Origin of the sequence: Phyllobacterium trifolii, from assembly GCF_014192095.1 — a bacterium.
Taxonomy (GTDB): domain Bacteria; phylum Pseudomonadota; class Alphaproteobacteria; order Rhizobiales; family Rhizobiaceae; genus Phyllobacterium; species Phyllobacterium trifolii.
This window is the reverse complement of record NZ_JACHXN010000033.1, coordinates 1-12903: the sequence shown is the minus strand read 5'-3', so window position 1 is coordinate 12903 and position 12903 is coordinate 1. Positions and strand designations below refer to the sequence as shown.

General features: G+C 57.3%; 12 protein-coding genes and 2 pseudogenes. 6 read left to right on the top strand and 8 right to left on the bottom strand.

The genetic code is table 11. From position 1 onward, the window contains the following. Nucleotides 1-19: 19 nt before the first annotated feature. Nucleotides 20-349: pseudogene (locus FHS21_RS31035) on the bottom strand (ABC transporter permease); the annotation flags it as partial. A 9-nt stretch (nt 350-358) separates the two neighbouring features. On the opposite strand from FHS21_RS31035, the pseudogene FHS21_RS28145 reads away from it, so the two are divergent. Next, nucleotides 359-633: pseudogene (locus tag FHS21_RS28145) on the top strand (IS481 family transposase); the annotation flags it as partial. A 249-nt stretch (nt 634-882) separates the two neighbouring features. On the opposite strand, the gene FHS21_RS28140 reads toward FHS21_RS28145, so the two are convergent. The 7 genes from FHS21_RS28140 to FHS21_RS28110 form a co-directional block, all read right to left on the bottom strand. Then, entirely contained in the window at nt 883-1779 is an 897-nt protein-coding gene (locus tag FHS21_RS28140; RefSeq protein ID WP_183665273.1) for an NAD-dependent epimerase/dehydratase family protein, read from the bottom strand. A gap of 8 nt (nt 1780-1787) precedes the next feature. Further along, nucleotides 1788-2531, bottom strand: a complete 744-nt coding sequence (locus FHS21_RS28135; protein ID WP_183665272.1) for an SDR family NAD(P)-dependent oxidoreductase — start codon at nt 2529-2531, stop codon at nt 1788-1790. Beyond that, complete coding sequence (locus FHS21_RS28130) at nt 2524-3939, bottom strand: amidase (protein ID WP_183665270.1); 1416 nt, start codon at nt 3937-3939, stop codon at nt 2524-2526. The genes FHS21_RS28135 and FHS21_RS28130 overlap by 8 nt, the downstream gene beginning before the upstream one ends. Further along, nucleotides 3936-5138 (bottom strand): FAD-dependent oxidoreductase, encoded by a 1203-nt coding sequence (locus tag FHS21_RS28125; protein WP_183665267.1) that lies wholly within the window; start codon nt 5136-5138, stop codon nt 3936-3938. Before FHS21_RS28125 ends, FHS21_RS28130 begins: the two co-directional genes overlap by 4 nt. A gap of 2 nt (nt 5139-5140) precedes the next feature. Beyond that, a complete protein-coding gene (atzD, locus tag FHS21_RS28120; RefSeq protein ID WP_183665265.1) occupies nt 5141-6250 on the bottom strand; it encodes a cyanuric acid amidohydrolase in 1110 nt (369 codons plus the stop codon). Nucleotides 6251-6327: 77 nt separating this feature from the next. Next, nucleotides 6328-7050 (bottom strand): GntR family transcriptional regulator, encoded by a 723-nt coding sequence (locus FHS21_RS28115; protein WP_312879951.1) that lies wholly within the window; start codon nt 7048-7050, stop codon nt 6328-6330. Beyond that, entirely contained in the window at nt 7037-7258 is a 222-nt protein-coding gene (locus FHS21_RS28110) for a hypothetical protein (protein WP_183665263.1), read from the bottom strand. The genes FHS21_RS28115 and FHS21_RS28110 overlap by 14 nt, the downstream gene beginning before the upstream one ends. 83 nt (nt 7259-7341) lie before the next feature. Between FHS21_RS28110 and FHS21_RS28105 the strand changes: the two genes are divergently transcribed. The 5 genes from FHS21_RS28105 to FHS21_RS28085 form a co-directional block, all read left to right on the top strand. Beyond that, on the top strand, nt 7342-8532 hold the full coding sequence (locus FHS21_RS28105) for a pyridoxal-phosphate-dependent aminotransferase family protein (protein ID WP_183665261.1): 1191 nt from the start codon (nt 7342-7344) through the stop codon (nt 8530-8532). Nucleotides 8533-8974: 442 nt separating this feature from the next. Further along, nucleotides 8975-9676, top strand: coding sequence for an ECF transporter S component (locus FHS21_RS28100; RefSeq protein ID WP_183665259.1), 702 nt, complete (start codon nt 8975-8977; stop codon nt 9674-9676). 3 nt (nt 9677-9679) lie between these two features. After that, the gene (locus FHS21_RS28095) at nt 9680-11578 is read left to right on the top strand and encodes an ABC transporter ATP-binding protein (RefSeq protein WP_183665257.1); all 1899 of its coding nucleotides are present in this window, start codon (nt 9680-9682) and stop codon (nt 11576-11578) included. After that, entirely contained in the window at nt 11575-12387 is an 813-nt protein-coding gene (locus FHS21_RS28090; RefSeq protein ID WP_183665255.1) for an energy-coupling factor transporter transmembrane component T family protein, read from the top strand. The genes FHS21_RS28095 and FHS21_RS28090 overlap by 4 nt, the downstream gene beginning before the upstream one ends. 14 nt (nt 12388-12401) lie before the next feature. Continuing rightward, nucleotides 12402-12903, top strand: a 502-nt coding sequence (locus tag FHS21_RS28085) for a ring-opening amidohydrolase (RefSeq protein ID WP_183665253.1), incomplete at its 3' end; no start/stop codon positions are given.

The window sequence follows — 12903 nt, the reverse complement described above, 5'->3', positions numbered from 1 at the left end:
CGTGTTTCAGGCCCATGGGGACGGACTCAACAAACAAGCCGATCAGGATGACTGCAAACAGCCCAGCGAATACTTTAGAAGTATCGAGCTCTGAACGCGCCTCAAAAATGTACCAGCCGAGCCCGCCCGAGCCAGAGGAAACTCCGAATACCAATTCAGCCGCAACGAGTGTACGCCAAGCGAAAGCCCAACCAATCTTTAGACCTGCCAGAATCGCGGGAAATGCCGCCGGTATTAGAATCCTCAATACGTAGCCCACTCCCCTCAGGCCAAAATTGGCCCCGACAGTCGAAGTGTTTCCGGAACGGAACGGAAGCCCCGTTAGGGTATTCAAGGATACTGCCCACACTGAGCGCCCCTGGATCCCGAACCCGTGCGCCGCTATGAACGGGAACATCCGGGCGAACTCATTCATCTCGACATTAAGAAGCTTGGCCGTATTGGCTCGGTGGGACACCGCATCACCGGACGGCAAACGGGCGTTGTCAACCGCCATCTGGGCATCGGCTGGGAGTTCGTCCACGTCTGCATTGATGACGCTTCGCGGGTCGCTTTGTGCAGGTCATGCCAGATGAGCGCAAAGAGAGCGCCGTTGCCTTCCTGGAGGCTGCCGTCGCCTACTATGCGAAGCTGCAGGAAGCAGCTGTAATCGTTCGTTTGAAAATGCCGATCAGGTGCACTTTGTTTTTTATCTAGAAATCTGTAGTGGCCAATCGGTGAATTGGGGGTCACAGCTCTGCCTGTTCAGGGCGTTCTCGAAACGCTGACCTCTATAAGTCGGAGCATCTACATCCTTTGCTTTTCAGACCGTACAACATGGGATGCGGATCCATGCTGTCCGATTTTTTATGATCTAAACATCCATCGATGATCGGCCACCCTTTAAGCCGATCGTCCTGCTACAATGGCATCCCGATAATTTTTAAGCCCGGAAGCAAGTCGGATTTGGGGATGCCAGTTGAGATCATGCCCGATGCGACCAACGTCAAAGGTCATCTGCACATCGGGAACATCATCGGCGCCCGGCACAAGTTCGATTTCGGCACCCCGGATCGTTTGCACCGCGATCTCAGCGATCTGCGGCATGGTCAATGCTTCACCAGAGCCAACATTGTAACTGCGCCTTGGGTACTGGGGTGCTACAAGTGCGGCGGCTATCGCTGCGGCGACATCGTCGACATGGACATAGTGATAGACGAAGCCAAGATCGCAAGGGATAGTCGTTTTCCGCCCTGCAGCAGCATTTCGGACGATGTCGTTGAGACAGCAATTTGCGCGGCGATACGGACCATAGACGCGGCCGATCCTGAGGCTTACGCCTTCAACGCCGTATTCGGTAGCGAAGCCTTCGATTAATTGTTCGCATGCGACCTTGCTGGCACCATAGACGGAGGTCGGATGAAGTGCGGTCTCCTCGTCAATCCTAACCATGCCCGCATCTCCGTAGACACTGATCGACGAGCAGAACACAAAACGCTTCATCCCATGGATACGGGCCAGATCAAGCAGCAAAGCGGTCGAGTCGATGTTAACCGCAACGATCTTCAGCGGATCGCCCCGCGCCATCATGGGACCTGAAATGGCTGCACAGTGGATGATGGCTTCGATGGCATTCTGCCTGATAAGCCTGTCGAGTGCATCCCTATCGGCCAACCCCATAATCTGAATCTCGCTGTCACCACGCCCGAAGTCCGTGACGTCAATCGCGGTCACTGTATGCCCGGCTGCCGCAAGAGTTTGTCGGGCGGCCATTCCGATCAACCCCGCACTTCCGGTCATCAGAACCCTCATAGCGCAACCATTCCGCCGTCGATGCTGACATCGGCGCCGGTCATGAAAGAGGAGCCGGTCGAGCACAGGAAGACGATGACCGCGGACACTTCTTCCGATGCTGCAAAGCGGCCAATCGGGGTGAGCGGCAGGAATGCCGCACGCTGCTCTTCCGTTACATCCCGCTGTAGCCCGGTCATGGTCGTGCCGGGTGAAACGGAATTGATCTGAATATTCAGCGGTGCATATTGCACACCTGCCTGGCGCGTGAGTGCCAGCACCGCACCTTTGGATGCACAGTAGGCTGCCGCATTCTTGAGGCCGATATGGGCTGCCGTTGATGCCACATTGCAGATCTTGCCGCTCTTTTTGCTGATCATGGTTGGCAAAACTGCTCTCATGCCAAGCCAGACGCCCTTGGCATTGACGTCCATAATCTTGTCCCAAACTTCCTCGGAAACGTCGGCCGCGGTATCTCCCGGAACGGCAACACCGGCATTGTTGACCAGTGCATCGATTGTCCCGAACCGTGCGAGCACATCGCCGACCAGGCTGTCCCAAGCCGCTGCGTCCCGGACATCCATCGATGCGGCGATAACTTCACAATCTTTACCGCGTAGTTCTTCCGCGATTGCTTCGACACCCTTTATGTCGATGAGCACCAGTTTCGCATCCTTTTCGGCGAATTCACGGGCTGCGGCGCGGCCGATCCCGTCGCCGGCGCCTGTTACGATCACTACCTTGCCCGTAAAATCAGCCATGTTCGTCAAATCTCCTGGAAAGTCCGGCTGGGCTGAAAGCCCGAACGGCCGGCAAGTTGCGCACGAATTCGAGTAGAGCCGTGTCCTGCCCGACGGCGGCCACGAGTTGCATCCCGATGCCACCTCTGTCGGAGGTCATGGCTACCGGGATGTTGATCGCCGGAACGCCGGTCACGTTCATCCAGCCGGTGAAAACGGCGTGGCCACGCGGACCGACCGGCTGGCCGTCGATTTCTGTCGGGAAGGCGTCTTCGGCTGGCCAGGCAAGGGCCGCTATCGAAGGACACAAAAGCAGGTCGAACCGGGAGAAAAGTTCGCCGGCATCCGAACGCGCAGCGAGCGATACTGCCATGGCGCCGGCATAGTCTGCCGCGGTACGGGAAGCGCCCTGAGCGTCGAGTGTCAACGCGTTCGTTCCCGCCCCTTCCCGAGTACCGAGAGCGTTCAAATGCCAGTTCAAGCCAGCTGCCGCGATGGTGGACCAGGCGGATGCCACTCTGTCTGCGTCATAGGGCGTTTCGATCGTTTCAACGTAGTGCCCGGCCTCTTCAAGCTGAGCAGCAAATGCATCGGAAGCTTCCGCGATCAAGGGATCCACAGGCGCAGATCCCATTTTCGGCAGATAGGCAATCCGCGCGCGTGCCGGGAAAGGTTGCGCCGGGGCAAGAGCCGAAAGCGAGGACGGATCAAGCGCATCATAACCGCGTAGGATAGAGATGACCGCGGCGATATCCTCGACACTCCGGCCAACCGGACCCACGACCTCAAAATCTGCAAGGATTTGCGGAAAGCCACCATGTCTTGCGACCTGGCCGATGGAAGGCTTGAACGCATAGAGGCCGCAATGCGCGGCTGGCCGCCGCAAGGAGCCGCCGCCATCCGTCCCGATGGCGATCGGACCTATCCCAACCGCAACAGCCGCCGCTCCGCCACCCGTCGATCCGCCAGGAGTCATTTGTGGCGCATGGGGATTTCTGGTCGTGCCAAAAACCAGATTGGAGGCATGGCCTTGCAGGGTGAACTCCGGGACATTTGTTTTGCCGACGAAGACGGCTCCTGCGGCACGCAAACGTCTCACGGGCGCCTCATCAGTGGCCGGTACGAATCCTGCATAAAGCTTGCTTCCCCAGGTCGCAGGTAATCCCGCAGCCCAAAGATTGTCTTTGATCGTAATCGGAATCCCGTCGAGCACAGATAATGGCTCACCTGATTGCCAACGGGCTCCAGACGCCGCGGCCTGAGCACGGGCAGCGTTGGGATATTGCGCAACAATCGCATTGATCGCGGGGTTGACCGCATCCAGGCGCGCCTGCACCGAAGACAAAACCTCAATCGGCGAAATTGTGCCGGATCGGTAGCCATCCAGCAGCGCGGTCGCCGTGAGTTCCCATGGTTCAGTACTCATCATAGCGGCACCGGTACATCGCGATAAAGCTTTTGGAGCCGGGTCGTGAAGGCGGGCTCAAGCTTTTTCAGGGTTCCGGCAACAGGATCGGCCCCTGCCAGCATCGTGTCGGTCGCTTCCCGGGAGAAGGAGACGACAAATTCAGCCCGTTCGGTGCGTCTTCCCGAGACCTTGCGCGGCACGTCGGAAAGGGAAGCGCTACCCGCGCGTGCGCGCCGAATTTCGTCGACGACAACGCAGGCGTCTTCGACCGCCTGGGTGGCGCCCTGCCCCAACGTCGGCACCATGGGGTGGGCGGCATCGCCCACGAGAAGGACACCCTCCCCCGCATCATAGCGTGTTGTGCCGTCCTGAAGTCGTGCCCAGTGAATGCGGGTGGCGTATCGTTCTATTGCATCGACCAGATACTCCGCTTCGGCACAAAGTACACCGCTCTCCGGTGTATAACGTTCACGCAGGGCGGCAGGCGTCTTCATCGCTTCAGTCACAATGCCATCGTCGCCGATCGGGAACGAGCCCGCGCAATAGACAAAATCGCCCGGAACACGGAATGCCAGAAGCCGGTTTGGACCGTTGAACCACTGAGCATAATCATCGATCGGGCATTCGGCACCGGCAGGAAAAAGCAGACGATAGAGGCAGACCCCGAGAAACCTCGGCTCTTCAAGTAAAACGAAATGTTCCCGAATTTTAGAATAGCGTCCATCGCCGGCTATGAGCAGATCGATGTTGTCAATACGCTTCTCTGCAATAGAAGACTTGTCCCGATAGACAACGAAAAGCCCGTCTCCATCCCTTCCGCAGGAGGTGAGTTCGGCGCCATAGTGGATCGCAGCTCCGAGAGGCTTGCGCAACAGTGCATAGAGTTCGGCCCAGCGAATGCGAATGCCGGGGTTGTCGGCGACATTTTCAAGCGGAAGATCCATAAGCACGCGGCCACTTGTCAGGGCAATTGACCACCGTTGCCAGGCCAGGCTGTTTCCGACGATCGCCTCGGCGCGTTCGGGCATTGCGGCCTTGAGCGCCTTGATTGCATTCGGTCCGATATTGAGTCCTGTGCCGGCATCCATATGGTCGGTGGCACCCACACGTTCCAGGCAGATCACGTCGAGGTCCTCGTGTCCGGAAAGGCCTGATGCAATCAGACTTCCAGCGATGCCACCACCGACCACAACGACACGTTTTCGCCTCTGCCCAAACATTTCTACCCTTCTCCGTTATGCTCGACGATAAGGCTGACAAGCCCACCGCCATCTGGTCCTTGGTGTTCCGCCCCGCCAGAGACGAACAGAGCGGTATCGCCGAGAATGCTCGCGACGACGGCACCGACCGCGCCGCGGATGTGCCGTTGCTGATCCATGTCGCCGTCATTGAGCATGGTGTGGAAATTTCCTCGCACAGCGCCGTCTCTGGAAGCCTCGCATTTCACAAAGCATGCCTTTATTCGGGCCGTCTCCGAAGACGACAATTGTGGTGCTCCGGCAAAGCCAAGGCCGCCGAGCATGGTGTGGATGCCCGATATATCGAGCGCGTCCGCCATAGGCGCGTGCGTGATCGTGAGGTCGCCGCTCCATCTTGCGCTGAGCCCAATGACGACAACTTCGTTGCACCGGACCTCGACGCCGGCCGAGACACTGGCAACGGGCGAATACAAATCGAAGTCTTTGAGCACCGCGCCGGCGACCGCTCGAGCTGGCGGGACATGCCCAAGCGCTTTGCCGACACCGAGCGCCGATGCAGCGCGGCCAAAGCCCATCAGCTTGCCCGGATTGTCAGTGATCGGAGGTCGGCCGGCTCTCATACTCGATACTATGTCGCCCTGTTGAAACGCAGGCCCCTTGATTTGAACAAAATGAACGTCTTCCGGCGCGTCAATGGAAGCGCGGTGCATGGCGTCGGCCACGGCATCCGCCGTCACGTCGATCTGCCGTTGCCTGCCGATATCCTCGGGCAAGAGCTCGGGCGTGAACGACACCCCGATTGCCAATCCTTTGCGTGGTCCAGGTGTATGTCCAGCCGAGACGGTGAAAACCGTGTAGTGGGGAGACAGGACGCCTTCTACGCCACCAGAAAAAATGAAGGGAATTTGCGTGCGGACAGCGTCAAGCGATTGCCCTGTTGCTTGCCCGATCAGCAAGGCAAGTGATTGCGCGAGATAGCCGCGTGTATAGTCATTCACCAGGCCGTTGCCGTGGGTTTTACCGATGACAGCCACGATCTCAGCCGGATCGACTGTTCCCTCCTCGATCGCTAATGCGAGTCCGGAGACGTCGCCGGGATCTGGCAGGCTAAAACGGTGAACCCCCGTTTGCATTTGATACTCCATCTAGGATCACCGAACCCATATCGGCGGCGCTCAACGAGCGGCAGCCCAGGCAACGCTCATCCGCGTTATTCTTCGGATAACTGCTTCTGTTTTTGACCAGCCGGCTTGGTGGGCTTGGACTCGCTGTAGGCGGCCGAAATAACCGGCCACTTGCTTTTGATATGATCACGCATGAGCTGAGCGAGCGCAGCACCATCGCGCCGGCGCAACAACAGAATCATCAAATTATGATCATCGATCGCCCGAGCCCATTGTTGCTCGGTTTTTTGGGCAGAAAAGCGTGCTCTCTGGACGCGGCCGGAAAGGCTCCGATAGGTCGCCTGAAGGATCGCGTTCCCGGCGGCGGCCATGATCGCCTCATGGATTTCGCGATTGCGGGAAAAATAACCGGGATAGTCCCCCGCTTGCCAGGCTGCCACCATGGCCTCATTGGTCGTTTCAATTGCAGCAAGCTCGGCGTCGGTTATCCGGGCGCAGGACAGTTCCCCTGCCGCGCCTTCCAGAGCGCCTATAACTTGTAAAATATCGCTGATTTCGGTCGGCGAAAGAGCGACAACCCGGGCACCCCTGTTGGGCATCAACTCGAGCAGCCCTTCAGCCGCCAATAGTTTGATCGCCTCGCGTAGAGGTGTGCGGGAAATCCCGAAGCGTTCGCACAGCGCGACCTCGTTGATGCGGGATCTTGGCTCCAACTCACCCTCGAGGATGAGTTCTCGCAGCGCATCCACCACGATCTCATGGTGCAGCGTCTTGCGTACAATGCCCTGATAGCGATCAAAAGTATTCACGAAGGAGACTCCAATCCATCTTTCTCTGTCCAAAACCGAATTTCCCACAATGCCCGCTTGAACCCATAGCTCCGAAATTCACAGCAGCAGTGACAATCCTCGAAATTGCATTATCTTTGCGATGCATAACAAAACCAGACCTCAGTTGAATGCCATTTTTAAATATATTTTTCGAAATCGGAAGTGCAATTTGAATAGTTTTTTGCATTTTTTGTCTCTTGCGCTCGTTTGAGGCCACGGATAGAATTCATAATGCAATTTTTCTCCTTCTATCCATCTCCTGAGGTTTCCATGAATCGCTCCACGGGCCGTCATTTTCTGCAGATTCCGGGGCCGACAAACGTGCCCCTGCCTGTTCTGGCGGCTATCGCCCAACCCACGGTGGATCATCGTGGCCCTGGTTTCCCGTCGCTGACTTTCGAGGTGTTGGAAGGCATGGCGGCGGTGTTCAAGACCAGCGCAGCCATCGTGATTTACCCGGCCTCGGGAACCGGGGCGTGGGAAGCGGCTCTTGTAAACAGCTTGTCGCCCGGGGATACCGTATTGATGGTCGAAACAGGCCATTTCGCATCGCTTTGGCGAAAAATGGCGACAAGACTCGGGCTCAAAGTGGAATTTTTGGACGGTGATTGGCGCCGAGGCGCAAATGCCAGCGAAATCGAAACCCGCCTTGTTGAAGACCATGCGCAGAAGATCAAGGCCGTTGCCATTGTTCACAACGAGACGTCGACAGGTGCCGTCTCCAATGTCGCCTCGGTCCGCCGGGCCCTCGATGCGGCGAAACACCCGGCATTGCTCATGGTGGATACCATATCCTCGCTGGGTTCGATCGATTATCGGCATGATGAATGGGGAGTCGATGTCACCGTGGGGGGATCTCAGAAGGGCCTGATGCTGCCGCCTGGTTTATCTTTCAACGCCATATCACAAAAGGCTCGTCTTGCAGCGCGTTCCGCCCGTCTACCAAGGGTTTTCTGGGATTGGGAGGACATGATTGCCGCCAACCTCACGGGCTATTTTCCATCAACGCCAGCCACCAATATGCTTCAGGGTCTCAAAGTTGCTTTGAACCTGTTGCAGGAAGAAACCTTGCCGGTTGTCTTCGCGCGGCATGAGCGTGCGGCAGAGGCGACACGCCAATGCGTCAGGCACTGGGGATTGGAAATATTGTGTTCGGATCCAGCGCACTACTCCAGTTCGCTTACAGCCGTCCTGATGCCTGATGGGCAATCGGCAGACGCCCTGCGGTCGATGATATTGCAACGATCGAGCGTGTCGCTCGGGAACGGATTAGGCAAACTTGCCGACCGGGTATTCAGGATCGGCCACCTCGGCGATTTCAACGATGCCTCTCTACTGGGCTCCCTCGCCGCCATCGAGGCCGGGCTCCTCACCAGTGAAATCGCGATAAAGAGCGGCGGCGTTGAAAAAGCCATCGCCTCTTTGGTCTCATCCGGCCACTTGCAGATTGCAGCTGAGTGATAAAATATTGTGCAATAGCGATTATATACTGCGCATGTCGCATGTGTAGTGATCAAGTACTTCTAGCGTGATCTTTTTTTAAGCAAAATGACTAAAAAGTAACATGAAATTGGCGCTTTTATCTCCTTGCATTCGTGGAAATTTTGAATTTAGAATGCAATTAAGGAGAGCAGCAGCGATGTACATCGCGTTGTCCTCACCTGGGGCAGACGAATGAATGCAAAATCAGCGTTTGGTCCTTTACTAGTGACAATCAGGATGCTGTCCGGACGCATCTGAGATCGAGTGCCAATTGCGAAGCGTTGCCGACTATCTGAGACCTGGGCTCCTCCCATAGCGCTCGATAATCAGAACCCGGCTGCGATGACATTTCCACTGACGGCGTGCAGGCACCGTTAAGAAGGGATTCATGCCTGCTTTCCAAAAACATGGAGAACGCATCATGTCCGTCGGTCTAATTTATCTCATCGTTGCCGCTATCGCAGTCGCGCTAGCCGCATTCGCCTATCTGAAAAACCGGAACCACGCAGGTAAAATATTCGTCGCCTTTACCCTTCTCGAAATCGTCATCATGGCCATCATCGGTGTTATCAACGGCGTTTTAGGCACGCCGAATGCCATGATCGGACGCTTCTTTATGACGTTCTCGGGCTCTTACGGCTTTCTCGCCTTTGCCGCGATCTGCGGTGGTTTCTATATCGCCGGTCCCCTCTGCGGCTATATCATAAGAAAGCCCGGTGCCGCGACGATCGCTGAAACCATGAATGGCGTTGCTCAGGTTCTTTCCGGTAACCCGAACGGCGTGATGGTGCTCGGTGCAGGCTTCCTCCAAGGCTTCATGTCCGACATCGGTTTCGCTTTCTACGGTTACAAAAAATGGACCTTGTCGGTTTTGGCGCTGTCCGGCGCTCTTGCTCCACTGCTCCAGCAGATTCCGGAAGTTTACTTCTTCGGTGTCGGCGATATGGGTATTTCCTATAATCTGCTGGCTCTTATCATCCGCATGGTGAGCGGTGCTGTATACGCAATCATACTGGTCAGGCCAATCGCACATGGCCTCGCCAAGGCGGGCGTGCTTCGTGGTACTGCCATCGCCAAGGACATGGCGCCGGCGACCGTCGTCAATCAGCCCACCGGAGCTTGATTGATGAGCGTGGCTTCCTTTCAGGCCGATGGAGGTGCGTTTGCCCGCACCTTCCATTCGGATTCGCCAGAGCTTGACCAGAATGACTGTTCCAGCGCTTATGACGACAGCGGAGGCGAAATCGGCATATCCCCTGCCGGTCGTGTGGTCGATCTTTCCCGCATCACGTATACGTATGAAAGCGAAGCTTTACCGGTCCTGCACGATGTCAGCCTTACCGTCGAGCGGGGAGAATTCGTTCTGATCCTTGGTCCGAGCGGTTGCGGCAAGAGCACCCTGCTGCATCTTATGAACGGTTCCGTACCGCACCTTATGGGCGGGACGCTCAAGGGGTCGGCCACCATATGCGGCAAGGTTGTCGCCGATACCAAGGTGCCTGATTTCGCTACAGATGTGGGCATGGTCTTTCAGGATCCTGACGCCCAGATCATCAACACCCGAGTCCGCGACGAGGTCTGCTTCGGACTTGAAAACCTTTGCAAACCTGTTGATGAAATCATGAAGCGCCAAGCCGAAGCGCTTGAATTCGTCGGCCTGTCGGACCTGGGCGATCGTTCCATTTTCGAATTGTCGGGCGGACAAAAGCAGCGTGTCAGCATTGCAGCGGTTCTTGCCGCACGACCAAGTCTCCTGGTCCTCGATGAGCCAACCGCAAACCTCGATCCAGCCGGTATGGCGGAAGTCTTCGCCGTTCTGGCACGTCTCAATCGCGAGCACGGCACCACCATCATCATGGTAGAGCATCGCGTCGATGAGCTCGCCGACAAAGTGAGCCGCGTCGTCATGATGGACCGCGGCACCATCGTCTTCGATGGCTCACCCCGCGCGGCCTTCTCCTCACGCAAGGTCGTGCATTCAGAAGAAGCGAATGTCGTACCGACGGCGAGCTGGTTCCCGCAGGTTTCGGAATTTGGCATGGATCTCGCACAGGCTGCAAATACGCAGCTTCGCACCGCGCAGGTTCCGCTGTCCGTGGAGGAGGCCGTGGCATTGTGCTCGACACTATCGGCAGCTCCAATGCAACGCGAAATTCCACCAGAAACACAAGCGCGCCGCGCAACGGAGCCGCTTTTGTCGATCCGCTCGCTGAGCTTTGGCTATGATCGCAGGGCACCGATACTGAAAGACGTCAATTTCGAACTTGAAAGCAACCGGATCGTGGCTTTGCTTGGCCGCAACGGTTCCGGCAAGACGACGCTTGCCCGTATGCTTGTTGGCATCAACGAAACCCCGGCTGGCGTGATCCATCTGGGCGGGAAGGACATATCCAAGTTGGGTGCGCGCGAGATTGCGGCCGAGGTGGGTTACGTCTTCCAGAATCCGGACCACCAATTCGTGACCGATCAGGTGGACGAAGAAGTAGCGTATGGTCTGAGGGTACGGGGTTTTGCCGACAGTGAAGTCGCCCGGCGCGTTGAAGACGTGCTGTCGGTCGTCGATCTGGCGCGTTATCGTCACCGCTCGCCCTTCAGCCTCAGCCTCGGTGAGCGCCGCCGTTTGAGCGTTGCGACAATGATGGTGCTCGAGCCCCGCCTGCTTGTCCTCGATGAACCTACTATTGGCCAGGACCACGAGCGCGCGCAACAACTCATGGGCCTCATGGCGCGCCTGCGCGAGCGCTACAGCACGACGATCCTGATGATCACCCATGATGTCCGTCTTGTCGCCGAATGGGCAGACCGGGCTCTGGTGCTGCGTTCCGGAGAGATCGCTTTTGACGGAGCCCCCATCGAATTGTTTGCGCAGAGTGCCCTCCTCCAATCGACCGGCTTGCTGCCGCCTCCGATATATGAGGTCAGCCGCCGGCTTTCCGAACTTGGTTCGAACGGCGGACTAAAGCCGGTCCTGTCGTCGCAAGCGTTGGTTGCCGCCCTGGCTGCCGCATCACAAGGGAGGGTATGATGAGACGTAACGCATTTCAATTCCGGTCCGGCCGGTCGTTGTTTCATCGCCTTGATCCCTTGTCGAAGCTGGCTTGGCTGCTCGGCGTTTCGCTCCTGGCGTTCGGGGCCTATATCGCGTGGATCCAGATCGCGATCGCTTTGGCAATCCTTGGGACAGCATTGTTTCTGGCGCGCCTGTCGCCATTCGAAATCGTGCGCGGCACATGGCTTTTCATCATCGCCTGCCTTGGTTTTTTTGTGGTCCAAAGCTTGACCCTGCCCGGCAAAACCATCGCATTTCACGTCCTGTCGATGCCTATCTATGCCGAAAGCGCCGACTATGCGCTTGCTTCGGCGCTGCGCATCTACACGATCATTCTCTCGTCGATGGTTTTTGTGCGCACGACCGACCCGCGGGATCTGGCAGTCGCCCTGGTCACCCAAATGCGCGTGCCCTATCGCATTGCCTATGCCTTCTTCATCGCGCTTCGAATTGTTCCGACGATCGAAGAGGAAATCAAGATCATCCGCTCGGCACAAGCGGTGCGCGGTGTTGCGCGCAAACGTGGTATCGCCGGGCGCATTCTGGAAACCAAGCGCTATGCAATGCCTCTCCTCGTTGGTAGCCTGCGCCGCGCCTCGATGATGGTGATGTCGATGGAGGGCCGCGCTTTCGGTGCCTATCCACAACGCACGTTCGTGGACGCTCCGCGCATGAGCGCGACAGGCATCGCACTCATGATCTTGACGCTTGCTGCGGTTATCGGATGGTATACAAGTCTGGCTCTAGGGCTTGTGCACTCGGTCTACGTCTTTGCACCCAATTGAATGGTAATGATGTCATGAAAGTCGGTGTCCACAAGATCGCGATGGCGTCGCCGGATGACGTATCGGGACTGGAAAAGCTTATTGACGCTGGAGAGCTTCGGCCCGAGGAAATTGTTGCGATTATCGGCAAGACCGAAGGTAACGGCGGTGCCAACGACTTTACGCGCGGCTATGCCACGCTGGCGTTCCGTCTGATGTTAGCAAACAGGCTCGGCGTGTCTTTTGAAGAGGTCGTTCCCCGGATCGCGTTCGTCTGGTCAGGGGGCACCGAAGGCGTTCTGTCACCGCACGCAACCGTGTTCACGCGCACCGAACAGACTAGAGATATGGGAGAGCCACGGCTTGTTCTGGGCATTGCCGAAACGCGTGCGCTTGTGCCCGAGGAAGTCGGCACGCTCACACATGTGAGATTGGTCGCCGAGGCGGTTTCCAAAGCGCAGCGGCAAGCAGGCATCGTACGCTCCGCGGACGTTCACTATGTTCAGGTTAAGGGCCCACTTTTGACAAGCGCTGCGA